At 72.1% G+C, this 23745-nt stretch carries 22 protein-coding genes; 12 read left to right on the forward strand and 10 right to left on the reverse strand.

Translation table 11 applies throughout. The features are described 5' to 3' along the window. The first annotated feature begins 123 nt into the window (after nucleotides 1-123). The 3 genes from AB0K65_RS17270 to AB0K65_RS17280 all read left to right on the forward strand — a co-directional run bounded on the left by AB0K65_RS17270 (nucleotide 124) and on the right by AB0K65_RS17280 (nucleotide 2956). The gene (locus tag AB0K65_RS17270; RefSeq protein WP_365717240.1) at nucleotides 124-807 is read left to right on the forward strand and encodes a response regulator transcription factor; all 684 of its coding nucleotides are present in this window, start codon (nucleotides 124-126) and stop codon (nucleotides 805-807) included. 134 nt (nucleotides 808-941) lie between these two features. Continuing rightward, a complete protein-coding gene (locus AB0K65_RS17275; RefSeq protein WP_365717430.1) occupies nucleotides 942-2342 on the forward strand; it encodes a HAMP domain-containing sensor histidine kinase in 1401 nt (466 codons plus the stop codon). Further along, a complete protein-coding gene (locus AB0K65_RS17280; protein ID WP_365717242.1) occupies nucleotides 2339-2956 on the forward strand; it encodes a hypothetical protein in 618 nt (205 codons plus the stop codon). The genes AB0K65_RS17275 and AB0K65_RS17280 overlap by 4 nt, the downstream gene beginning before the upstream one ends. 151 nt (nucleotides 2957-3107) lie before the next feature. Here AB0K65_RS17280 and AB0K65_RS17285 read toward each other — a convergent pair whose 3' ends face one another. Beyond that, nucleotides 3108-3926, reverse strand: coding sequence for a serine hydrolase domain-containing protein (locus AB0K65_RS17285; protein WP_365717244.1), 819 nt, complete (start codon nucleotides 3924-3926; stop codon nucleotides 3108-3110). 52 nt (nucleotides 3927-3978) lie between these two features. Between AB0K65_RS17285 and AB0K65_RS17290 the strand changes: the two genes are divergently transcribed. Both AB0K65_RS17290 and AB0K65_RS17295 read left to right on the forward strand, forming a co-directional pair. Next, a complete protein-coding gene (locus AB0K65_RS17290; RefSeq protein ID WP_365717246.1) occupies nucleotides 3979-4392 on the forward strand; it encodes a MerR family transcriptional regulator in 414 nt (137 codons plus the stop codon). A gap of 4 nt (nucleotides 4393-4396) precedes the next feature. Next, nucleotides 4397-5407, forward strand: coding sequence for an aldo/keto reductase (locus AB0K65_RS17295; RefSeq protein ID WP_365717248.1), 1011 nt, complete (start codon nucleotides 4397-4399; stop codon nucleotides 5405-5407). A gap of 173 nt (nucleotides 5408-5580) precedes the next feature. Here AB0K65_RS17295 and AB0K65_RS17300 read toward each other — a convergent pair whose 3' ends face one another. The 7 genes from AB0K65_RS17300 to AB0K65_RS17330 form a co-directional block, all read right to left on the reverse strand. Beyond that, on the reverse strand, nucleotides 5581-6777 hold the full coding sequence (locus AB0K65_RS17300) for an acyltransferase (RefSeq protein WP_365717250.1): 1197 nt from the start codon (nucleotides 6775-6777) through the stop codon (nucleotides 5581-5583). After that, on the reverse strand, nucleotides 6774-7754 hold the full coding sequence (locus AB0K65_RS17305) for an alpha/beta hydrolase (RefSeq protein WP_365717252.1): 981 nt from the start codon (nucleotides 7752-7754) through the stop codon (nucleotides 6774-6776). The genes AB0K65_RS17300 and AB0K65_RS17305 overlap by 4 nt, the downstream gene beginning before the upstream one ends. Before the next feature lie 281 nt (nucleotides 7755-8035). After that, nucleotides 8036-8725: a response regulator transcription factor gene (locus AB0K65_RS17310; RefSeq protein WP_365717254.1), complete on the reverse strand. Its 690-nt coding sequence runs from the start codon at nucleotides 8723-8725 to the stop codon at nucleotides 8036-8038. After that, on the reverse strand, nucleotides 8722-9954 hold the full coding sequence (locus AB0K65_RS17315) for a sensor histidine kinase (protein ID WP_365717432.1): 1233 nt from the start codon (nucleotides 9952-9954) through the stop codon (nucleotides 8722-8724). Before AB0K65_RS17315 ends, AB0K65_RS17310 begins: the two co-directional genes overlap by 4 nt. A gap of 457 nt (nucleotides 9955-10411) precedes the next feature. Beyond that, entirely contained in the window at nucleotides 10412-11263 is an 852-nt protein-coding gene (locus tag AB0K65_RS17320) for a DUF4429 domain-containing protein (protein WP_365717256.1), read from the reverse strand. A 75-nt stretch (nucleotides 11264-11338) separates the two neighbouring features. Beyond that, nucleotides 11339-12550 carry an alpha/beta hydrolase gene (locus tag AB0K65_RS17325; protein ID WP_365717258.1) on the reverse strand — a complete coding sequence of 404 codons (1212 nt, stop codon included), beginning with the start codon at nucleotides 12548-12550 and terminating at the stop codon, nucleotides 11339-11341. A 294-nt stretch (nucleotides 12551-12844) separates the two neighbouring features. Beyond that, nucleotides 12845-13474, reverse strand: coding sequence for a TetR family transcriptional regulator (locus tag AB0K65_RS17330; protein ID WP_365717260.1), 630 nt, complete (start codon nucleotides 13472-13474; stop codon nucleotides 12845-12847). Nucleotides 13475-13600: 126 nt separating this feature from the next. On the opposite strand from AB0K65_RS17330, the gene AB0K65_RS17335 reads away from it, so the two are divergent. Beyond that, nucleotides 13601-15223 carry an MFS transporter gene (locus tag AB0K65_RS17335; RefSeq protein ID WP_365717262.1) on the forward strand — a complete coding sequence of 541 codons (1623 nt, stop codon included), beginning with the start codon at nucleotides 13601-13603 and terminating at the stop codon, nucleotides 15221-15223. A gap of 193 nt (nucleotides 15224-15416) precedes the next feature. Beyond that, on the forward strand, nucleotides 15417-15878 hold the full coding sequence (locus tag AB0K65_RS17340) for a peptidase inhibitor family I36 protein (RefSeq protein WP_365717264.1): 462 nt from the start codon (nucleotides 15417-15419) through the stop codon (nucleotides 15876-15878). Here AB0K65_RS17340 and AB0K65_RS17345 read toward each other — a convergent pair. Both AB0K65_RS17345 and aceE read right to left on the reverse strand, forming a co-directional pair. Next, nucleotides 15859-16794 (reverse strand): potassium channel family protein, encoded by a 936-nt coding sequence (locus AB0K65_RS17345; protein WP_365717266.1) that lies wholly within the window; start codon nucleotides 16792-16794, stop codon nucleotides 15859-15861. The genes AB0K65_RS17340 and AB0K65_RS17345 overlap by 20 nt on opposite strands. Before the next feature lie 63 nt (nucleotides 16795-16857). Continuing rightward, a complete protein-coding gene (gene aceE / locus AB0K65_RS17350; protein ID WP_365717268.1) occupies nucleotides 16858-19590 on the reverse strand; it encodes a pyruvate dehydrogenase (acetyl-transferring), homodimeric type in 2733 nt (910 codons plus the stop codon). 399 nt (nucleotides 19591-19989) lie between these two features. On the opposite strand from aceE, the gene AB0K65_RS17355 reads away from it, so the two are divergent. From AB0K65_RS17355 to AB0K65_RS17375, 5 genes are all read left to right on the forward strand, one after another. Continuing rightward, a complete protein-coding gene (locus AB0K65_RS17355; protein ID WP_137989507.1) occupies nucleotides 19990-20412 on the forward strand; it encodes a DUF3052 domain-containing protein in 423 nt (140 codons plus the stop codon). 137 nt (nucleotides 20413-20549) lie between these two features. Then, nucleotides 20550-21008 (forward strand): peroxiredoxin, encoded by a 459-nt coding sequence (locus AB0K65_RS17360; RefSeq protein WP_365717271.1) that lies wholly within the window; start codon nucleotides 20550-20552, stop codon nucleotides 21006-21008. A gap of 112 nt (nucleotides 21009-21120) precedes the next feature. Beyond that, the gene (locus tag AB0K65_RS17365) at nucleotides 21121-21696 is read left to right on the forward strand and encodes a TerD family protein (protein WP_365717273.1); all 576 of its coding nucleotides are present in this window, start codon (nucleotides 21121-21123) and stop codon (nucleotides 21694-21696) included. 183 nt (nucleotides 21697-21879) lie between these two features. After that, nucleotides 21880-22455, forward strand: coding sequence for a TerD family protein (locus tag AB0K65_RS17370; RefSeq protein WP_365717275.1), 576 nt, complete (start codon nucleotides 21880-21882; stop codon nucleotides 22453-22455). Nucleotides 22456-22484: 29 nt separating this feature from the next. Continuing rightward, on the forward strand, nucleotides 22485-23630 hold the full coding sequence (locus AB0K65_RS17375; RefSeq protein ID WP_365717278.1) for a DUF475 domain-containing protein: 1146 nt from the start codon (nucleotides 22485-22487) through the stop codon (nucleotides 23628-23630). Nucleotides 23631-23745 lie beyond the last annotated feature (115 nt).

Here is a 23745-nt window from a genome sequence, read left to right on the forward strand (position 1 = left end):
GCGCCCGTGACCCCGTCGTCCGCCCCACCGACGCCCCCGCCCCACCCGCACCGGCCCCCCGCCTCCCGGTCCGTCCGCCCCCGTCGTCCGCTCCGCCCACGACCCCTTGGGATACTCGACGTCATGCCTCGCGTGCTCCTCATAGAAGACGACCCCTCCGTCCGCGAAGGGGTCGAACTCGGCCTGCGCCGCCGGGGCCACGAGGTGCGGACCGCCGCCACCGGGGAGGCGGGACTCGCCGCGCTCGGCGAGTTCCGGCCCGATCTGCTCCTGCTCGACCTCATGCTCCCCGGCATGAACGGCGTCCAGGTCTGCCGCCGGGTGCGGGAGAACAGCCAGTTGCCGATCATCATGCTCACCGCCCGCGGCGACGACTTCGACGTGGTCATCGGGCTGGAGGCCGGCGCCGACGACTACATCGTCAAGCCCGCCCGTACCGAGGTCATCGAGGCCCGCATACGAGCGGTCCTGCGGCGGATCGAGGAGCCCGGCGCCGGCCGCGCCGCCGTCGAGTTCCACGGCGGACTCGCCGTCGACCGCGCGGGACTCACCGTCGCCAAGAACGGCGAACGCGTCGCCCTCGCCCCGTCCGAGCTGAAGCTGCTCCTCCACCTGACCGCCGCCCCCGAACAGGTCTTCAGCCGCCAGCAGCTCCTCGAACACGTTTGGGAGCACAGCTACCACGGCGACGCCCGCCTGGTCGACGCCTGCGTCCGCCGGCTGCGCAACAAGATCGAGGACACCCCCGGCACCCCCCGCTACATCCAGACCCTGCGCGGCTTCGGCTACCGCTTCGGACCGCTGTGAAGGCCTGCGTGAGCGGGGAGCCGCTGCCCGACGAGGCGGCGGACGAGGCCCTCGCCGCCGCGCCCCGGCCCCGCCCGCGGCGCAAGGCCCGCGGCCGCCGCCCCCACCCCTTCGGGCTCCGCACCCGCCTCGTCATCGCCTTCCTCCTCGTCGCCGCCGCGGGCTGCGGCACCACCGCCGCGCTCACCTACCACGCCGCTCGCGACGCGATCCTCGAACAGACCCAGGACACCGCCGTATCCGCCTTCCGCGAGCAGGTCGACGCGCTCTACGTCACCCTGCCCGTCGAGGCCGCCGACCTCCGCGACTCCCTCCAGACCATCGCCCGCCAGGGCAAACCGCGCGCCTGGCACGTCTACGCCGAGTACGGCAGCGTCCGCGTCTCCTCCGCCGACCGCCCCGTCTCCTCCGTCATCACCCCCGAACTGCGGGCCCGCGCCCACTCCCGGGACGCCACCGCGCACGGCAGCTTCCAGCGTGTCGTCAAGAACGGCAGGCCGTACCTGACCATCGCCGTGCCCGCCGTCTTCCGGACCGACGCCACGAAGGGCGAGGCCCAGCCCACCGGCCTCGTCGTCTACGCCGTCATGGACCTCGACGAGGAGGAGGCCAACATCCAGGCCCTCGTCACCGCCGCACGCGACGGAGCCCTCCCCGCCCTCGCCGTCGCCCTCATCCCCGCCCTCCTGGCCGCCCGCGGCGTCCTGCGCCCCGTCCGCGAACTGCGTCGCGCCGCCCACAGCATGGGTCGCGGCCGGCTCGACACCCGGATCCACGCCAAGGGCAGCGACGAACTCGCCGACCTGGCCCGCACCTTCAACGAGTCCGCGGCGGAGCTCGAACGCTCCGTCGCCGAACTCCGCCGCGCCGAGGCGCGCGCCCGCCGCTTCGCCTCCGACGTCTCCCACGAGCTGCGCACGCCGCTGGCCGGGATGCTCGCCGTCACCGAGGTCCTCGACGAGGACGCCGACGCGGGGACCCTCGACAGCGACACCGCCCGCGCCGTACGGCTGATCAGCGCCGAGACCGGCCGGCTCGCCGTTCTCGTCGAGGACCTGATGGAGATCTCGCGGTTCGACGCGCGCGCCGCCGAACTCCACACGGACGAGGTCGACGCGGCGGACTGCGTCCGCAAGACGCTGCAGAACCGGCACTGGACCGACCCGGAGGCCGTCGTCCCGTACCTCGACGGGGGGATCAGGGTCCGGCTCGATCCGCGCCGCTTCGACGTCGTCGTCGCCAACCTCGTCGGCAACGCGCTGCGGCACGGCGGGACGCCGGTCACGGTCCGGGTGTACGCGGAGGGGGACCGGTTCGTGACGGAGGTCGCCGACCGGGGGCCGGGCATCCACCCGGACGTCCTGCCGCACGTCTTCGACCGCTTCTACAAGGCCGACCCGGCGCGCACCCGCTCGGCGGGCAGCGGGCTCGGCCTCGCGATCACCCTGGAGAACGTACGGCTCCACGGGGGCACCGTGGAGGCCGCCGACCATCCCGGGGGCGGGGCCGTCTTCACGGTCAGGATGCCACTGTGACCCGCCGGACCGCCGCCGCGCTGACGGCCCTCCTCGCCGTGCCGCTCGCCGCCTGCGGAGTCCGGGGGAGCGAGGTCGTGGAGGCGGGCGGTGCGGCGACGGTCGCCGTCCAACCCCTTCCCGAGAGCCGGGCGGTGCTCTACTTCCGCGGCCCCGACGGCCGGCTGATGCCGGTGGCCCGCGCGCTCGTGCGGCCCGACGAGAACGGCGATCTCCCCCAGGGCGAATCGGGGGGCCCGGCGGTCCCGTTCCACGACTTCGGCCCGGACTACGAGGCCTCCCGGAAGGACCCGGGCGGCACCAGGATGGTCGCCGACAAGATCCTGGCCGCCCTCCTCGCCGGCCCCGGCCCCGAGGAGACCCGGGCAGGGCTCACCACCGCCCTGCCCCGCGGCGACGCCTCCCTGCGCGTCGAGCCGGTCACCTCCGGCACCGCGCGGGAAGGCCGCGCGCCCTACCGGCTGCGGGCCTCCTTCGCCGTCACCGGCCTGCCGGCCGGGGCGCTCGACCAACTGGTGTGCACGGCCGCGTTCGCCCTCGACGCGGGCGGCCGGGCCGACGTGACCGTCACCGGCCCCGACGGCAGCCTGCCCGCGCGGACCTGCGAAGGCTGAGCCGAGGCGGTCGGTCGGTCCGTCGGTCAGGAGCCTGACGGTCGTGCCGGTCTGCCGGTCGTGGGGTGGGTCGGCCGTGCCGGTCTGCCGGTCGGTCGTGATCCGCCTGGCGGCCGTGCCGGGCGCACCGGTCGCGGGCAGCCGTACGACGTCAGGCCGCGCGCAGCTCGGCCAGCACCGCGTCGGTGAACGCAGGCCACGCCTCCACCGCCCACGGACCGAAGGCCCGGTCCGTCAGCGCCACGCACGCGACCCGCGCGTCCGGGTCGATCCACAGGAACGTGCCCGACTGACCGAAGTGCCCGAACGTACGCGGAGAGGACGAGGCCCCCGTCCAGTGCGGCGACTTCCCGTCGCGGATCTCGAAGCCGAGGCCCCAGTCGTTGGGCCGCTGATGCCCGTACCCGGGCAGGATGCCCGTCAGGCCGGGGTGCGTCACCGTCATCGCGTCCAGCACCGTGCGGGCGTCGAGGAGCCGGGGCGCCTGCACCTCCGCCGCGAACCGCACCAGGTCGTCGACCGTCGACACGCCGTCCTTGGCGGGCGAACCGTCCAGCGTCGTCGACGCCATGCCGAGCGGCTCCAGGACCGCCTGGTGCAGATACTCGGCGAACGGGATGTCCGTGGCCTTGGCGACGTGGTCGCCGAGCACCTCGAATCCCGTGTTGGAGTAGATCCGGCGCGCACCCGGCGCCGCCATGGTCCGCGGCTCGTCGAAGGCAAGACCGGAGGTGTGGGCCAGCAGATGCCGCACGGTCGCACCCTCGGGCCCGGCCGGCTCGTCGAGGTCGATCGCACCCTCCTCGTACGCGACGAGGACGGCGTACGCCGCGAGCGGCTTGGTCACGGAGGCGAGCGGGAACCGCCGGCCGGTGGGACCGTGCGCCCCGGCCAGGGTGCCGTCCGCGCGGACGACGGCGGCGGCAGCGGTGGGGACGGGCCAGTTCTCGGTCAACGCCAGGCTCTGCATGCAGCCGAGCCTACTTGCTTGGAGTGCACTCCAAGGTTCTAGCGTGGGGGCCATGAGCGTGATCGCCCGCACGACCTCGCAGGACCCCGCGTTTCCCCGGCCCGAGGGCCAGGACCGCTACACCATCAGCGAGGTGGCCTCCTGGACCGGGCTGTCGGCCCACACCCTCCGCTGGTACGAGCGGATCGGGCTGATGCCGCACGTCGACCGTTCGCACACCGGTCAGCGCCGCTTCACCAACCGCGACCTGCGCTGGCTCACCTTCGTCGGCAAGCTCCGGCTGACCGGGATGCCGGTGGCCTCCATGGTCCGATACGCGGAGCTGGTCCGGGAGGGCGATCACACCTTCGCCGAGCGGCGCGAGCTGCTGGAGACCACCCGACGGGACGTGCTGTCCCGGATCGCGGAGCTCCAGGACACCCTCGCCGTTCTGGACATCAAGATCAGTCACTACGGGGAGGCATGACCCGATGAGCAGGATTTCCACGGTCCGGCTGGGCACGGACGGACCCGAGACCGGTGTCCAGGGCTTCGGTGCCATGGGCATCAGCGAGTTCTACGGCGACACGGACGAGGCCGCAGCACGCGACACCCTCGACGCGGCCCTGGAGGCCGGCGTCACCCTGATCGACACGGCGGACGTGTACGGGCAGGGCGCCAACGAGGAGTTCCTGGCGCCGTTCGTCGCCGCGCACCGCGACGAGATCGTCCTCGCCACCAAGTTCGCCATCGAGCGCCGCGCCGACGACCCGCACTACCGGGGGATCAACAACGACCCGGCGTACATCAGGAAGTCGGCCGAGGCCAGCCTGCGCCGTCTCGGCGTCGAGACCATCGACCTCTACTACATGCACCGGCGGGACCCGGCCGTCCCGCTCGCCGACTCGGTCGGCGCGATGGCGGAGCTGGTACGCGAGGGCAAGGTGCGGCACCTCGGGCTGAGCGAGGTCACCGGCGCGGAGCTGCGCGAGGCGCACGCCGTGCACCCGATCGCCGCCCTCCAGTCGGAGTGGTCCCTCTTCTCCCGGGACGTGGAGCGCAGCGCGGTCGGCGCGGCGGCGGAGCTGGGCGTGGCGCTCGTCCCCTACTCCCCGCTCGGCCGGGGCTTCCTCACCGGGGCGTTCGTGGACGCGTCCAAGGACCTGTCGGAGGGCGACTACCGCAAGTACCAGCCCCGGTTCTCGGGCGAGAACGCGGAGCGCAACGCGGCCCTCCTGGAGCCGGTCCTGAAGATCGCGGCGGCGCACGGGGCGACGGCGGCGCAGATCGCGCTGGCGTGGGTGCAGCAGCGGGCCTCGGTGCACGGCCTGACCGTCGTGCCGATCCCGGGCACCCGCAAGCGCGCCCGACTGGAGGAGAACGCGGCGGCCACCCGCATCACGCTGACGGAGGCGGAACTCGCGGAACTGGAGCCGATCGCGGCGAGGGTGGCGGGTGACCGGTACCCGGATATGAGCTCCACGGCGGCGGCCCGGGAGTAGGGACGGCGACGGCGCGGTCCCGCGCCGGGCCCGCTGTCGGTCCTGGCGCGGAGCCACGGAGGGCAGGAGAGCGGCGGGTGCGGAGCCGGTGGCGGCGTGGGAGCGGGAGCCGGGGCGCGGGCGCGGGCCCGACCCGGCCCCGCCCCCGGGGCGCCTGACCCGCCGGGTCCCGGTCAGGCCAGGCCGAGGGCGAAGGCCGCGAAGCCGGCCGCGAGGAGCCCGGCCGCCGCGCGGCGGGCCGTGCCGGTCCGTTCCCACGGGGACTCGAAGCCGCGCGCGTACCGCCCGACCAGGACGAGCAGAGCGGCGAAGAGCGGCATCCAGGCCAGCCGGGCGAGGATCCAGCCGACACTGTCCGGCGCCCCCACGAGCCCGGCGACCTCGCCCGCGTACGAGGCGGGGATCGCGGCGGCGAGCATCGCCGTCTGGTGCCAGCACAGGATCGTCATCGCCGACAGGTTGACCACGACGACCGGCGCCCACAGAGCGGGCCGCGTCAGCAGTTTCCCGATCCGGTCCCGCAGCAGGATCGCCGCGCCGCTCTGGGTGGCGGCGAGGGCGAGGACGAGCAGGGACGGCGGGTGGGAGTTGGTGCGGGCTTCGCCGGGGACGCCGACCATGGAGGCGGGATAGCCGAAGGCGAGCAGCAGGGCGGCGAAGAGCGCCGCGCCGCCGACGAGCAGCCCCCACGCGTGACGCCGGGCGAGCCGGCCCTCGGCCCAGGAGACGCCGAGCTGGTAGGCGAAGAGCCAGCCGGGAAGGATGGTGAGGACGCCGAGCCAGGACGGCACGGCCTCGGCGTACGGTCCGTAGCGCAGGAAGTCGACCACGGCGACGGAGCCGAGCAGCGGGACGGCGGCCCAGGCGCCCATGCGCCGGGCGGCGCGGAGGCACAGCGGGGTGAGGGCGGTGACGACGGTGTAGACCCCGACGAACCACAAGGGCTGGACGACCAGTGTGGACGCCGTCCGCAGGGTGTCACCGGGCACGCCGAACCCGTAGTGGAGCAGGGGGAGCAGGACGGCCCAGACGGCGGTGACGCCGAGGACGGGACGCCCGAGCCGGGCGAGGCGCTGCCGGAGCCAGTCGCCGGTGGAGCCCTTCCGCTTCCGGTACGACAGGGCCGAGGCGTAGCCGCCGACCAGGAAGAAGATCCCCAGCATCTGGAGGATCCAGCTGACGGGCGCGAGCGCGCCGAACGCGGACAGCGGGCTGGCGTTGTGCAGGGCCCCGTCCGAGGACAGGGTGAAACCGCCGAGGAGCCAGTGCCCGGTCGGCACGGCGAGCAGCGCGAGGGCGCGCAGGCCGTCGACGGCGCGGTCGCGGTGGGCGGGGGTCCGGTGCTCGATGCGCTGGGCGAGCCTGTTCATGAGACGTCCCCCTGGGCGATGGCGGCGAAGGTACGGAGCGAGCGGGTCCCGGGGGCGAAGTAACCGCCGTGACCGTGCGCGTCCTCGGCGGGGACGCGACGGGCGCCGAAGGCGGGGTCGGCGGGGTCCGCGCCGTGGCCGAGCCCCGCGAACCGCACGTAGGGGACCTTGTCGATCCAGTCGGAGGGGTCCTTGGCGGCCCAGACCCGGGCGTCGGTCCGCAGCTCGGAGACGTTGTCGGCGCGCATGCCGGGGGAACCGAGGACGACGAGGTCCTTGGCCTTCAGTCCAGGGGCGGCGAGGCCGCAGACGACGGAGCCGTAGCTGTGGCAGAAGACGGCCGGCTCGGCGGCGCCGACCGCGTCGAGCCCGTCGGCGAGCCGGGTGAGCCGCACGGCCCCGGCCTCGGCGAGGTCGCCGGTGGCGGCGTCCAGACCGACGCCGACGGGGGTGGTGTAACCGGCCCAGGCGATGACGGCCGTGTCGCCGCCGGTGGCGCGGTGGAGGGCGCCGGCCATGTCGGTGAGGGGAGCGAGGTTCCCGGCGTCGACGTCGGATCCCGGCACGACGACGGCGACGTGCGCGGCGGTGCGCAGGTCCCCCCGCACGACGGCGACCTGCCCCCGCCCCCGGGGGTCGTAGGCGAGGACCTGCTGCCCGGCGTAGCGGGGGCCCGCGGTGCGGGCGTTGGCCTCGTACCGCAGGGCGAGGGGGGCGCCGTCGAGGTTCCCCACGACGGAGGGGTGCGAGGCGGCGAGCTCCCGCTGCCGGGCGGGACTCAGCCCCGCGAAGAACGCGGCGGCCCGCGCGGCCGTCATCCCCTCCGGATCGGGCAGGCCGGCCGCCCGCCACGCCTCCACCCCGACCGGACCCCCGGTCACGGCCTGCTGCGCCCCGGCGGACGCCCACCCCGCCGTCCCGGCCACCACCGTGATGGTGAGCGCGACGGCCACCAGGGTCCTCTTGTAGCGGCGCATATGGCTGCCCTCCCTCTTCCGGTCTCTCGTGCGTGGCGAGAGGAAGGTAGGAAGAAGGTGGGTGACACCACGTCACCCCGGAGCGCCAACTCCGCCCTGGCACCGGGGTAGGGGGTGGACGAGGCGTCGGCCCCCCTGCGCGGGTGGGGCTTTCCCCCGGGGGAAAACCCGCGAGGGGAGGAGGCGGGAGGGCCGGTGCGGGCCGCTGGTGCGTCACCCCGCGGTCGCGCCGCGCGCCGACGTGCCGCGAAGGGCCGGGGCGGGGCACCCGGCCGCGTGGTTCAGCGGCCCCCGTCTCCCGGCGCCACCAGCCCCGACTCGTACGCGAAGATCACCGCCTGCGCCCGGTCCCGCAGGTCCAGCTTCGCCAGCACCCGGCCGATGTGCGTCTTCACCGTCTGCTCCGCGAGCACCAGCCGGTCCGCGATCTCCTGGTTCGACAGGCCCCGGGCGATCAGCCCCAGCACCTCCGTCTCCCGCGGCGTCAGCCCGTTGAGCCGCAGGGCCGCCCGGTCCCCCCGCGGCGCCGGCCGCGACGCGGCGAAGTCGGCGATCAGACGGCGCGTCACCGACGGCGCCAGCAGCGCCTCGCCCCCCGCCACCACCCGTACCGCCGCGATCAGGTCGGCCGGCGGCGCGTCCTTCAGCAGGAAGCCCGAGGCCCCCGCGCGCAGCGCCTCGTAGACGTAGTCGTCCACGTCGAACGTCGTCAGCATCAGGACCTTCGGACGGTGCACCACCCCCGCCGGCGGCGACAGGATCTCCCGCGCCGCCGCCAGTCCGTCCATCTCCGGCATCCGCACGTCCATCAGCACCACGTCCGGACGCGTCGACCGGGCGACCTCCACCCCCGCCCGCCCGTCCGGAGCCTCGCCCACCACGTCGATGTCGGCCTGCGCCGCGAGCAGCGCGGCGAACCCCGCGCGCACCATGGCCTGGTCGTCGACGATGATCACGCGGATGGGGGTCACGGAAGTCCGTCCTTCGTACGCAGCGGGAGCCGGGCCGCGACCCGGAAGCCGCCGTCCGGCAGCGGCCCGGTGTCCAGCGTGCCGCCGGTCAACCGTACGCGTTCCCGCATGCCCACCAGCCCGTGGCCCGTCCCCGGGCCGCCCTCCAGCGGCGCGGTGCGCCCGGCCCCTGGGCCGTTGACGACCAGGACGCTCAGCCAGCCGTCCTTCGCGCTCACCGAGACCCGGGTCCGGGCCCCCGGCGCGTGCCGTACGACGTTCGCGAGCGCCTCCTGCACGATCCGGTACGCGGACAGGTCCACCGCCTGCGGGACGCCGAGGTCCCCGAGGTCCGCCGCCAGCGACAACTCGGCCGGCAGCCCCGCCCGTACCGTCGCCTCGATCAGCTGCTGCACCCGGTCCAGGCCCGGCTGCGGGGCCCGTTCGCCCTCCGCGCCCTCGTTGCGGAGCACCACGAGGAGGCGCCGCATCTCGGCGAGCGACTCCCTCGCGCTCGCCGCGATGGAGGTGAACTCCTCCCGCGCCGCGTCGGGCAGGCCGGGGATGCGGTACGGCGCCGAGTCCGCCTGGACCGTGATCACCGACATGTGGTGGGCGACGACGTCGTGCAGCTCCCGTGCGATCCGGGCCCGTTCCTCCAGAACCGTGGTGCGCGCCCGTTCCTCTGCGGTGCGGCGCTCGGCGTCACCGCGCTCACGCAACGTCGCCGTGACGAGCAGGACGACACCGCTCAGGACGAAGAGGAGGACGTGGGTACCGTCGCCGCGCCGCTGCGAGATCAGCTCGAAAGCGAAGCCGACGGCGCCGGTCACCAGCCACACTCCGAGCAGCGCGCGACGCGACTCGCGCAGTCCGAGCGCGATCATCAGGGCGAGGTAGCCGACGACGGCCATCGGGGTCCACGGCCAGGCCCGCCCGTCGACCCCGTCGGCGCCGAGCAGGACCAGCGCGCCGGCGACGTCGGCGATGCCGATGATCCACCACGCCTGGAGGGGGCGGGTCACGGCGAGCAGCAGCGGGGCGGTCTGGGCGGTGGCGAGGGCGCCGGCGAGGGCGCCGTTGACCTGGTAGTCCTGGACGAGGACCGTGATGGTGACGGGGAGCAGCGAGGCGACGAAGGCCAGGGCCACTCCGTAGGGGAGGAGCCTCAGCCAGCGTTTCCGGGCGTGGGCGAGGAGGGGGGCGCCGGGCCGTGTCGGCGTCGCCAGGGCGACTCCGAAGGCCTGCATCACGCTCCGGGCGGGAGCGGTGAGCCGCGCGGCGCGAGCGGGGAACCCGGCGGCGGGGGCGGAGGCCGGTGCCGGGGTCTCGGGGCGCTCGGGGTCCCGGGGGGTCTCTGGGGCGGGGATCTCGGTACTCATGGCCCGCTCAGGTTAGGCAGGCTCGTCGCCGCGGGGCGTCATACCGAGGAGTCGTCCACCGCCCCTACCGAGGTATGACCCGCCCGGCCCGACGAGCCCGCCCGGACCACCGGGACCAGCCCGGCCCGGACCAGCCTGCCCGGACCAGCCCGCCCGGAGCACCCCGACCAGCCGGCCCCGCGCTCGGCCTAGGCCCGCCAGGCCCGCTGGCCAGGCCCGCCAGGCCCCCTGGCCTTCGGGGGCCGGGTCTCCGTACCGGCACGCCCGCCTCGGTACCCGCCCGCTCCGCCCCGCTCCGGCGCGATACGGTCCGGGCCCCGCCCCCTCACAGCTGCGCCAGCAGCTCCGTCTTCTTCGCCGTGAACTCCTCGTCCGTGACCAGCCCCGCCCGGTGCAGCTCCCCGAGGTGCCGGATCCGCTCCGCCACCCCCGCCGGGTCGAACCGTTCCGCCCCCAGTGGCGCCGCCACCCGTCCCGCGCCCCGGATCGCCGCGAGGACCGACGCGGCGAACGGCAGGGACTCGTGGACCAGGCCGTACCCGAGGCCGAAGACGACCGCCGCGGGGTCCCGGTCCACCTGCGCGTGCACCGGCTCGCCGCCCCGGGGCAGCAGCCGCAGGTAGCCGTCGAAGACGTCCGGCGAGCGCCACTCGACCCCGCCGAGATCCGATACCGAGAACGTCTGGTCCCCGGCTTTCCACTTCTCGGAGGACGCGCCCGTGCCGAACCAGCGGAACGTCACTTCCGAGGTGCCGTCGAAGCCGGCCCTCCCGTCGAAGGCCTTGAAGGACTGCGGTCCCTCCGGCGCCGCCACCAGGAAGCCGTCCGTCGACCCCGCGTCCCGCGGCAGCAGAGGTCGCAGCTCGTCCGCGTAGTACTCCGCCAAGGTCTCGCGCTCGGCCGGCAGCACCAGCCGGTAGGGGTCGCGCCCCTCCTTCAGCTGTCCCGCAGCCGCCTCCATCAGCGGATCGGCGCCCGGTCGCGGCACCGCGTGCAGCACGACGGTGCCCCGCTTGCCCGGGGACAGCGTCATGGACGCCAACGCCTCGTGCGGGATGCGTCGTTCGCGCAGCGCCTGGAACAGTTTCGGTGTGCGGATCCCCCGTTCGAAGCGGATGACGACGGCGTCGCTCTCGAACTCCCAGGTGGCATGAATTCCGGCCAGCACATCACCCATGTGCCTCATCGTATGTGCCGGGCGCCCACGCGTCGCCCCTCGGTGAAGGGCCGGTCCGGACGCGCTCTACGCGCGTCAGGCCCCTTCGGCACCGGAGATTCCACTGAGGCAAGCGCTGTCGGCGCTCGCGCAGGTCAGTGCGTGGTACGAACCGACCCCTATCGCGGCGAAGTTGTCGAGGCTGGCGGTGCCCGGCTCGAAATAGCCCGCGTGGCCGACGGCACCGGCCGCCGAGAGCAGCCGCGCCCCGAACTCCGGCGCCACCGGGTCCGCCCCGTGGCCGACTCCGCCGAACTCGAGGTGCGGCACGTCCTGGATCCAGTCGTCCGTGTCCCGCATGGCCCACACCCGGGCCCGGGTGGCCAGCTCGGCCGCACGGTGCACCCGCATGCCGGGGCTGCCGGCCACGGCCACGTCCGTCACCCGGGAGGGCAGCCGGGGCGCGGCGACCCCGCACAGCACGGAGCCGTAGCTGTGGCAGAAGAGGCTGACGCGCGAGGTGCCGGGCAGGGCGGAGGTCATGTCCACCAGACGTACGGCCCCGGTCTCCGCGAGCCGTCCGATGGCCGCGTCGATGCCGACCCCGACGGGTGCGGTGTAGTCGGCCCAGGCGATGACGGCGGTACGGGTGTGGGGCGCGGCCCGGCGTTCTGCGGCGTACAACGACTCGGCCATCCCGGCGGGGGCCGAGTACTTGCCGTGCGTCTTCTGGAAGGTGAGGAGATTGGTGTCGACCCCGGGCACGATCACCGAGACCCGCTGGGCCCGGTCCAGATCGCCGAGCACTTCGGCCGTGCGGCCGGAGCCGGTCGGGTCGAAGGACAGGATCTGCCGGCCGGGCCGCATGAGGGAGGCGAACCGGTGCACGCGCCGCAGGGTCTCGTGGCGCCCCGCCGCGGTAAGCCGGGCGTCTTTGACCCTCTCCTGCTCGGCGCTGTGCGCGCGGGCGAGGGCGAGCCGGTTGGCACGGTAGCGGAGCGTCACGGGAGTGCCGTTGAGGTTGCCGACGACATAGGGGTGGGCGTCGGCGAGCCGGACGCTCTGGGCCGGCCCGATCGAGGCGAAGAACGCGGCGATCGTACGGGCGGGGGAGGCCGGGTCGGGCAGGGCCCGCGGGCCGATCCGGTCGCGCGCCCACGCGGCGAGCGCGCTGTCCCGAGGCTGCGCCGGCCCGCGTTGATCACGGAGGGTCGTCCAGCCGGTGGTCGCCAGGAGGACGAACACGACGGCCAGCGCGAGCAGCATGCGCCACACGGAGAGGGTGGGGGAGGAATCGAAGGAAGTCACCGCGGCCCACCCTAGGAGACACGGCCACGGCGCCGCGCCGTCGGTGACGGGGATCACATCGACGGCCGGATGTGTGGTAACGCTCCGCGTGTGCGGCGGTACGCCGTGCGTGCGTCCGTACGCCTGACGCACGCCGTGTGCCGTGTGCGGACACACCGGTCCCGGGCGCGCCCGGTTGCCCTGCGCCGACGAGCCCGCGTCGGGTGAGGGCGGTCGGCGCGACGGGCGCGAGCCGGCGTCACGTGGCACGGCCGCCGTCCGTCGCGCCGGTCGCCCTCGGTCGTGTCGGTCGCGTCAGTCGCGCCAGTGCGGCTCGAGCGCCGGACCCAGGTGGTCCAGGTACCGCTCGGTCAGGGCACGGATCGCCTCCAGCGTCGGGTCCGTGCTCCGGCCCCACAGCTGTCCCGTCACCCGCATGACCCCGCTGAACGCCGCCACCGCGATGCGCGGCCGCGGGTCCTCGTCCACGTCCAGGCCCTCCCGCTCGGCGATCAGCCGGGCGATGGCGTCCTCCATCTCCGTGGAGCGGCGCAGATGGGTGGCGAGCAGCGCGGGTGTCGACTCGATCATCTGGAAGGTCCGCAGGTACAGCTCCACGGGCACGACCTCCATGATCGCCTCCCCGATGGTGTCCCAGGAGGCGAGCACGGCGTTGCGCATCGCGTCGAGCGGGCCCTCGTCGTCCGGCCGCTCGGCCAGCGCCCGGACGAACCGCTCCTCCACCATCTGCTGGACGGCGAAGGCCACCTCCTCCTTGGAGGCGAAGTAGCGGAAGAAGGTGCGCTGGGAGACCTCCACGGTGTCCACGATCTCGTCGACGGTGGTCTGCTCGTACCCCTGCGTCGTGAACAGCTCGAGGGCCACCCGGAGCAGCGCGTCGCGCGTGCGCTGCTTCTTCCGCTCCCGCAGCCCGGAAACCGTCACCGCCTGGTCCTCTTTCCGCCACTTTTCGACGCTGTGTGCAGCTCAGGGTACCTGTGAGCTACGTGACAGTTACCGACGCGTGAATCGCTTTGTCAATTGTCAGTGGCTGACATTATCCTCCTCCGTATGACTAGTCAGACCACCGTGGAAAAGGCCCCGCAGGGTCAGGGGGGCGCCGGGGAGCCTTCGCCGGCCCCGGCGAAGGGACTGCGAGGCCACCCCTGGCTGACCCTGTTCGCCGTCGCCATCGGCGTGATGATGGTGGCGCTCGACGGCACGATCGTCGCCATCGCCAACCCCGCCATCCAGAAGGACCTCGGCGCGTCGCTCGCCGACGTCCAGTGGATCACCAACGGATACCTGCTCGCGCTCGCCGTCGCCCTGATCACGGCCGGAAAGCTCGGTGACCGTTTCGGCCACCGCCAGACCTTCCTCATCGGCATCGCGGGCTTCGCCGCCGCTTCCGGCGCGATCGGCCTGTCCGACTCGATCGCGCTCGTGATCGCCTTCCGCGTCCTGCAGGGCCTCTTCGGCGCCCTGCTGATGCCGGCCGCGCTCGGCCTGCTCCGCGCCACCTTCCCCGCCGAGAAGCTGAACATGGCCATCGGCATCTGGGGCATGGTCATCGGCGCCTCCACCGCCGGCGGCCCGATCGTCGGCGGACTGCTCGTCGAGCACGTCAGCTGGCAGTCCGTCTTCTTCATCAACGTGCCGGTCGGCGTCCTCGCGCTCGCCTTCGGTCTGGTGATCCTCCGCGACCACCGTGCGGCGAACGCCCCGCGCTCCTTCGACATCGTCGGCATCCTGCTGCTCTCCGCGGCGATGGGCTCCCTCATCTGGGGCATCATCAAGGCCGGTGAGTCCTGGGGCTGGGCGAGCGGCAACACCTGGGGCTTCCTGGGCGGCGCCGTGCTGCTCTTCGCGCTCTTCGCCCTCTGGGAGACCAAGGTCAAGGAGCCGCTCATCCCGCTGGCGATGTTCCGCTCCGTCCCGCTGTCGGCCGGTGTGGTCCTGATGGTCCTGATGGCCTTCGCCTTCATGGGCGGCCTCTTCTTCGTGACCTTCTACCTCCAGGGCGTCAAGGGCCTCAGCCCCGTCGACAGCGGTCTGCACCTGCTGCCGCTGACCGCGATGATGATCGTCTCCTCGCCGCTGGCCGGCGCGCTGATCACCAAGTTCGGCCCGCGGATCCCGCTGGTCGGCGGCATGGTCTGCACGGCCGCCGCGATGTTCGGCATGATCACCCTCACCGAGGGGACGGGCACGTTCGCCATGTCCCTCTGGTTCGCCCTCCTCGGCCTGGGCCTCGCCCCGGTCATGGTCGGCGCGACCGAGGTCATCGTCGGCAACGCCCCGCTGGAGCTGTCCGGCGTGGCCGGCGGTCTCCAGCAGGCCGCCATGCAGGTCGGCGGCGCGCTCGGTACGGCCGTGCTCGGCGCGGTCATGTCCTCCAAGGTCTCCAGCGCGTTCGAGGAGAACTGGAAGGAGGCGGGCATCCCCGTCCCGGCCGACCCGAAGCTGGAGCAGGCCGCCGAGTTCGGCATGGTCCCGCCGGAGCTGGCCAAGGCGCCGGGGGTGACTCCCGACCTGTTCGAGACGATCGGCGGTGTCATCCACGACACCTTCATGGAGGGCATGGGACTGGCCTTCACCGTCGCCGGCGTCGTCGCCGTCGTCGCGGCGCTGGTCGCCACCCTGACCAAGCGCGGCGAGAACGCCGAGGCGGGCGCGGGCGCGGCCCACATCTGACCCCTGCGGCCGCCGGGCCGACCGATGAGTGAACGACCGCGTCCCGCGCGGTGACCGAGCAGCCCCGCCGGATCCGTCCGGCGGGGCTGTCACCTATCCGGGTGAACCGAGGGGAACCCCCCTTCCGGACGGAGGGTGCGATGGTCCACAGTTTCGACTACAGAGAGTGACGACAAACGGGGGGTTCACCGACATGCGTACGAAGACCGTTCTGACGACCGCCGCCCTGGCAGCCTGCCTGCTCGCCGCCGGGGCCGTGCCCGCCGCCACCGCCGGGACCACCACGACGACGGGGACGGTGGCGGCGGCCTCGGTGGGCACGGCCGCGGCGGGTGCGGGCCCGGCCCGCGGCGCGGTCGCTCCGGGGCCCCGGCTCGGCCCCTGCGCTCCTGGCCAGCTGTGCCTCTGGCCCAAGGCCGACTTCAAGGGCAGGGCGCTGGCCCACGAGCTGTCCGACACCGACATCGAGAGCTGCGTCCCGCTGCCCGCCGGCGCCACGGCCCAGGCCCTCGCCAACCGCACGGGACGGCCCGTGACGGTCTACCAGTCGGCCGAGTGCGCGGAGACCGGGGAGTTCGAGACCTATCCGGGCCGCGGGGTCTGGGTGCCGCAGGTCCCCTACCAGGTCAGAGCCTTCAAGATCTGGGAGCGCTAGCCGACCCGGCCGCCCCGGGCCGGGGAGCGGGGGCCGCCACGGGGCCGGGCTCGGGCACGGCGGGCATGGCGGCGGGCTCGGGCACGGCGGGCATGGCGGCGGGCTCGGGCATGGCGGCGGGCTCGGGCACGAGGACGGTCGCGTGCAGCGGCGTCGGTTCGGCGCGGGGCGTCGGCTCGACGCCGGACGCGGCGAGGCGGGCCACCTCCGCCCGCAGCTCCTTCACCTCGTGCGTCAGGGCTTCGAGCAGCTCCGTCTGCCGCCGCTCGGCGGCGTCGTCCCGGTCGAAACGGGAGATGAACCAGGCGGCGATGTTGGCGGTGACCACACCCAGCAGGGCGATCCCCGACAGCATCAGACCCACCGCCAGGACGCGCCCCAGACCGGTGGTCGGAGCGTGGTCGCCGTAGCCGACGGTCGTCATCGTCGTGAACGACCACCACACCGCGTCGCCCAGCGTCTTGATGTTCCCGTCGGGGGCCGTGCGCTCGACATGCAGCACGGCCAGGGAGCCGAACATCATCAGCCCGACCACCGCGCCCGCCACATAGACGGTGAGCGTGATCTGCGGCGCCATCCGGGCCCGCCGGCCCACGAGGAGGAGAGTGGAGACCAACCGCAGCAGCCGCAGCGGCTGCACCAGCGGCAGGAGGACCGCCAGCAGATCGAGGGGGTGGCGGCATACGAACAGCCACTTGGCCGGTGCCAGGGCGAACCGCACGACGTAGTCCACGGCGAACGCGACCCAGACGGCCCACTCGACGTGCCCGCACAGCCGGTGCACCCACGGGTCGGCGTCGGGCGTCACGATCGGCACGGCGTAGGCGACACCGAAGGCCACGGCGAGCCCCAGCAGCGGAGTCCGGGTGCGCGCTTCCCAGCGCAGCTGTGGGGTGGGTTCCTTCATGGCAGGCATCGTAGGGAACGCCGAAGGGCGGCGGGACCGCCGGTCCCACCGCCCCTCACCCGAAGGCGCGCGTCAGGCGTCGCCGCCGGCGGCGCCCGGGTCGGCCGCCGCGACGTCGAGCAGCTGATAGCGGTCGACGGCCTGCTTCAGGACCGACCGGTCGACCTTGCCCTCGCGGGCCAGCTCGGTGAGGACGGCCAGCACGATCGACTGGGCGTCGATGTGGAAGAAGCGCCGGGCGGCACCCCGCGTATCGGCGAAGCCGAAGCCGTCCGCGCCGAGCGACGTGTAGGTGCCGGGCACCCAGCGGGCGATCTGGTCCGGAACCGAACGCATCCAGTCGGAGACGGCCACGAACGGCCCCTGCGAGCCGGACAGCTTCCGCGTCACGTACGGGACGCGCTGCTCCTCCTCGGGGTGCAGGAGGTTGTGCCGGTCCACCTCCACGGCTTCCCGGCGCAGCTCGTTCCACGACGTCGCCGACCAGACGTCCGCCTTGACGTTCCACTCCTCGGCGAGGATCCGCTGCGCCTCGATCGCCCACGGCACCGCGACACCCGAGGCCATGATCTGCGCCGGCAGCTCGCCGGCCTCGCCCGCCTTGAAGCGGTAGATGCCCTTGAGGATGCCCTCGGCGTCCACGTTCTCGGGCTCCGCGGGGTGCTGGATCGGCTCGTTGTAGACGGTCAGGTAGTAGAAGACGTCCTCGGCGTCGGGCCCGTACATCCTCTTCAGGCCGTCCTGGACGATGTGCGCGATCTCGAAGCCGAAGGCCGGGTCGTAGGAGACGCAGCCGGGGTTGGTCGAGGCGAGCAGCTGGGAGTGGCCGTCCGCGTGCTGGAGGCCCTCACCGGTCAGCGTCGTCCGGCCGGCGGTGGCGCCCAGCACGAAGCCGCGGGCCAGCTGGTCGGCCATCTGCCAGAACTGGTCACCGGTCCGCTGGAAGCCGAACATCGAGTAGAAGACGTAGACCGGGATCAGCGGCTCGCCATGGGTGGCGTAGGCCGAACCCGCCGCGATCAGCGAGGCCGTGCAGCCGGCCTCGGAGATGCCGTCGTGCAGCATCTGGCCCGTCGGCGACTCCTTGTACGCGAGCAGCAGCTCGCGGTCCACGGCCTCGTACTGCTGCCCCAGCGGGTTGTAGATCTTGGCGCTCGGGAAGAACGAGTCCATGCCGAAGGTGCGGTACTCGTCCGGGGCGATCAGCACGAACCGCTTGCCGATCTCCTTGTCCCGCATGAGGTCCTTGAGCAGCCGGACGAACGCCATCGTGGTCGCGATCGACTGCTGGCCGGAGCCCTTCTTCACCGCGGCGTACGTCTTGTCCTCGGGAAGGTTCAGCGGCTGCGCGCGCACGACACGGGTCGGCACGTAGCCGCCGAGCGCCTTGCGGCGGTCGTGCATGTACTGGATCTCCTCGGACTTCCGCCCGGGGTGGTAGTACGGCGGCGCGCCGCCCTCCAGCTGCTGGTCCGTGATCGGGATGTGCAGCCGGTCGCGGAAGCGCTTGAGGTCGTCGACCGTCAGCTTCTTCATCTGGTGGGTCGCGTTGCGGCCCTCGAAGTTCGGGCCCAGCGTCCAGCCCTTGACGGTCTGCGCCAGGACCACGGTCGGCTGGCCCTTGTGCGCCTTGGCCGCCGCGAAGGCGGCGAAGATCTTCTTGTGGTCGTGACCGCCGCGGCCCAGGTGCAGGATCTGCTGGTCGGTCATGTTCTCGACCATCGAGCGGAGTCGCTGGTCGTCGCCGAAGAAGTGGTCGCGGATGTAGGCGCCGGTCTCGGTCGCGTACGTCTGGAACTGGCCGTCCGGCGTCGAGTTCAGCTTGTTGACCAGGATGCCGTCCCGGTCCTGGGCGAGCAGCGGGTCCCAGGAGCGGTCCCAGACCAGCTTGATGACGTTCCAGCCGGCGCCGCGGAACTGCGACTCCAGCTCCTGGATGATCTTGCCGTTGCCGCGCACCGGGCCGTCGAGCCGCTGCAGGTTGCAGTTGACGACGAAGGTCAGGTTGTCCAGGCCCTCGCGGGCGGCGATGGACAGCTGGCCCAGGGACTCCGGCTCGTCCATCTCGCCGTCGCCGAGGAAGGCCCAGACGTGCGACTTGGAGGTGTCGGCGATGCCGCGCGCCTCCATGTAGCGGTTCATCCGGGCCTGGTAGATCGCGCCGAGGGGGCCGAGGCCCATCGAGACGGTCGGGAACTCCCAGAAGTCCGGCATCAGACGCGGGTGCGGGTAGGACGACAGTCCGTTCGGGGCCTTCGACTTCTCCTGGCGGAACGCGTCGAGCTGCGCCTCGCTCAGCCGGTCGAGCAGATAGGCGCGGGCGTAGATGCCGGGGGAGGCGTGCCCCTGGAAGAAGATCTGGTCGCCGCCGTCGCCCTCGTCCTTGCCCCGGAAGAAGTGGTTGAAGCCGACGTCGTAGAGCGAGGCGGAGGAGGCGAACGTCGCGATGTGGCCGCCGACCCCGATGCCCGGCCGCTGGGCGCGCGAGACCATCACGGCCGCGTTCCAGCGGGTCGCGTTGAGGACCTTGCGCTCGATCTCCTCGTTGCCCGGGAAGAACGGCTCGTCGCGGGTGGCGATGGTGTTGACGTAGTCCGTGCTGCGCATCTCGGGCACGGCCACGCGCTTCTCGCGGGCTCGCTCGATCAGGCGGAGCATGAGGTAGCGGGCCCGCTCACGGCCCCGCTCGTCGACTGCGGCATCGAGGGAATCGAGCCATTCCTGGGTCTCCTCCGGATCGAAGTCCGGGACCTGGCTGGGAAGGCCGCCAATGATGATCGGATTGCGATCGGATCCGGAAGCCACGCTGTTCCTTCGCTGTTCGGTGGAGCCCACAGGAGGCAGGGGTGTCCATCGTGTACCCCGTCAGTGTCAAACGTCATCTCTACCGCGGGGTAACCCCCGAGGGGCGCCTGGTCGGGTCAAATCGCAACCTTACGCCCATCCCGCGCATGCGTTTCGTCCGCACGTTCGGCAGACTGAAACCGCGGAAGACCATAAACCGGTACGAAGCGTGTGTCCTCTATTACGGAGCGGAGTGGTTTCGGCTCGGAGGTTTCGGCGAGACGGCCCCAAACGTCACCGTTTCGGCGGTCTCGGCGGCCGGGTACTTGCGCGATCCGCCCAGCCCGTGTGGACTACGGCCAGCGCCGCGCGTACGCGCGTGGCCGAAGCATTTTCCGATACATGATCAGGAGGCAAGCCGTGAGCGCGACCGCGGACCACGCGGAGGAGCGGACCAACCCGGCAGCGAGGCTGGGGTTCGAGCCCGGACAGGTGGTCCAGGAGATCGGTTACGACGACGACGTCGACTTCGATCTCCGCGAAGGCATCGAGTCCATCATCGGGTCGGACCTCGCTGACGAGGACTACGACGACGTCGCCGACGCCGTCGTGCTCTGGTTCCGCGACGAGGACGGAGACCTGACGGACTCCCTGGTCGATGCCATCGGCCTGCTGGAGGACGGCGGGGTCGTTTGGCTCCTGACTCCGAAGACGGGCCGAGACGGCTACGTCGAGCCGAGCGACATCAGCGATGCCGCGCAGACCGCCGGCTTCTCCCAGACCAAGAGCATCAGCGTCGCCAAGGACTGGTCGGGCAGCCGACTGGTGGCACCCAAGCGCTGACCACAAGCAGCAGGAGCCCCCGCCGACCCCCGTCGGCGGGGGCTCTGTGCGTGGCCCCTCGAAGGGCCGTCCTAAGCTGTTCTCACCTGTTCGGTCCAATGAGGTCCACACAAGGTCCAGCGGAAGGACGCGTACGCATGGCGATCGAGGTCGGCACCAAGGCCCCGGAGTTCGAGCTCAAGGACAACCACGGCCGCACCGTGAGGCTCTCCGACTTCACGGGGGAGAAGAACGTGGTGCTGCTCTTCTACCCGTTCGCCTTCACCGGAGTCTGCACCGGCGAACTGTGCGAGCTGCGCGACAACCTGCCGAAGTTCGTCAACGACGACACGCAGCTCCTCGCCGTCTCCAACGACTCCATCCACACGCTGCGCGTCTTCGCCGACCAGGAGGGCCTCGACTACCCCCTGCTCTCCGACTTCTGGAAGCACGGCGAGGCCTCGCGCGCCTACGGCGTCTTCGACGAGGAGAAGGGCTGCGCCGTGCGCGGCACCTTCATCATCGACAAGGAGGGGGTCGTCCGCTGGAGCGTCGTCAACGCCCTCCCGGACGCCCGCGACCTCAACGACTACCTCAAGGCGCTCGACACTCTGTGAACATCGGGGTCAATCGTCTGTCTCGGCCGGGAACCCGTCACTAGGATCCAGTCGTTGATCCGATGCCAACGCACGACGGGGGCGCTGCCCCTGGAAACCAATGGAGGGACTCGTGGGAGTCAGCCTCAGCAAGGGCGGCAACGTCTCGCTGACCAAGGAGGCCCCTGGCCTGACCGCCGTCATCGTCGGTCTGGGCTGGGACGTCCGCACCACCACCGGGACGGACTTCGACCTCGACGCCAGCGCCATTCTGGTCAGCGCGGAGGGCAAGGTCCGCAACGACCAGGACTTCGTGTTCTTCAACAACCTGAAGAGCGCCGACGGCTCGGTCGAGCACACCGGTGACAACCTCACCGGCGAGGGCGAGGGCGACGACGAGCAGGTCAAGGTCAACCTGGCCACCGTGCCCGCCGACGTCGCCAAGGTCGTCTTCCCGGTGTCGATCTACGACGCCGAGAACCGCCAGCAGTCCTTCGGCCAGGTCCGCAACGCGTTCATCCGCGTCGTGAACCAGGCCGGCGGCGCCGAGATCGCGCGGTACGACCTGTCCGAGGACGCGTCGACCGAGACCGCCATGGTCTTCGGCGAGCTGTACCGCAACGGCGCGGAGTGGAAGTTCCGCGCGGTCGGTCAGGGGTATGCCTCGGGTCTGCGCGGCATCGCGCAGGACTTCGGCGTCAACGTCTGAGTCACGCGACACTGATCCGTCCGGCGCCGCACCTCTCGTGCGGCGCCGGACGTGCCTCACCACCAGCCTCATCAGCACCACAGGCGTCACAGGCATCACAAGCACCACCGGAGCGGGCGACGGCGCCACGGCGGTCGACAGCACCGGCAGCAGCAGCGGTACTCACCGGGGAGGAACCACATCATGGGCGTCACGCTCGCCAAGGGAGGCAACGTCTCCCTCTCCAAGGCCGCACCCAATCTCACCCAGGTGCTGGTCGGCCTCGGCTGGGACGCGCGCTCCACCACCGGAGCCGCCTTCGACCTCGACGCCAGCGCCCTGCTGTGCCAGTCGGGACGGGTGCTCGGCGACGAGTACTTCGTCTTCTACAACAACCTCACGAGCCCCGAGGGCTCCGTCGAACACACCGGGGACAACCTCACCGGCGAGGGTGACGGCGACGACGAGTCGCTCATCGTCGACCTGGTCAAGGTCCCGGCCCACTGCGACAAGATCATCTTCCCCGTCTCCATCCACGAGGCCGACAACCGCGGCCAGACCTTCGGCCAGGTCAGCAACGCCTTCATCCGTGTGGTGAACCAGGCGGACGGCCAGGAACTGGCCCGTTACGACCTCTCCGAGGACGCCTCCACCGAGACCGCGATGATCTTCGGAGAGCTGTACCGGTACGGGGGTGAATGGAAGTTCCGGGCGGTGGGGCAGGGGTACGCGTCCGGACTCCGGGGCATCGCTCTAGACTTCGGGGTCAACGTTTCGTAAAGCCGCGTACTTACACGATGGGGTAGACAGTGGTACTGAAAACCTTCGGCTGGTCGTTCGCCATCACGGCGCTCGGACTGGTCGCAGCGGTGCTCTACGGGGGGTGGGAAGCGTTCGGGATCGTCGCGATCCTGTGCATCCTCGAGATCTCGCTTTCCTTCGACAACGCGGTGGTCAACGCCGGGATCCTGAAGAAGATGAATGCCTTCTGGCAGAAGATCTTCCTCACCATCGGCGTGCTCATCGCCGTCTTCGGCATGCGGCTGGTCTTCCCCGTCGTGATCGTCGCGATCAGCGCCAAGATCGGCCCCATCGAGGCCGTCGATCTCGCCCTCAACGACGCCGAGCGCTATGAGCAGCTCGTCACCGACGCCCACCCGTCGATCGCGGCCTTCGGCGGCATGTTCCTGCTGATGATCTTCCTCGACTTCATCTTCGAGGACCGTGACATCAAGTGGCTCGGCTGGCTGGAGCGCCCGCTCGCCAAGCTCGGCAAGGTCGACATGCTGTCGGTCTGCATCGCCCTGATCGTCCTGGCGATCAGCGCCATGACCTTCGCGACCCAGGCCCACCAGCACGGCGGCACGCACGTCGACAAGGCGGCGACCGTCCTGCTGTCCGGCGTCTTCGGCCTCATCACGTACCTCGTCGTCGGCGGTCTCTCGGGGTACTTCGAGAACAAGCTGGAGGAGGAAGAGGAGCGCGAGCACGAGGCCGAGGAAGAGGCCAAGCGCAGCGGCAAGAAGGTCGGCGTCGTGCAGCTCGCCGGCAAGGCGGCCTTCTTCATGTTCCTCTACCTCGAGGTCCTCGACGCGTCGTTCTCCTTCGACGGTGTCATCGGCGCCTTCGCCATCACCAACGACATCGTCCTGATGGCGCTCGGTCTCGGCGTCGGCGCCATGTACGTCCGTTCGCTGACGGTCTACCTCGTCCGCCAGGGCACCCTCGACGACTACGTCTACCTGGAGCACGGCGCGCACTACGCCATCGGCGCGCTCGCCGTGATCCTCATGATCTCCATCCGCTACCAGATCCCCGAGGTGGTCACCGGCCTCATCGGTGTCGCCCTCATCGGCTGGTCCTTCTGGTCCTCCGTCCGCCGCAACAGGGCACTCGCGGCAGCCGGGGGAAAAGCTGACTCCTCGGGCAAGACCGAGGTGTCATCCGGGGTGTGACACCCCCGTCATCGAGGAACGCTTCACCGAGGGGCGGCCGGTGCACCCGGCCGCCCCTCGGCGTGCGGGCGACCCCGTACGGACGGACACGCGCGCGCGGGCACGCGCGGGCGGA

The sequence above is a fragment of the Streptomyces sp. NPDC053755 genome (assembly GCF_040677675.1).
Taxonomy (GTDB): domain Bacteria; phylum Actinomycetota; class Actinomycetes; order Streptomycetales; family Streptomycetaceae; genus Streptomyces.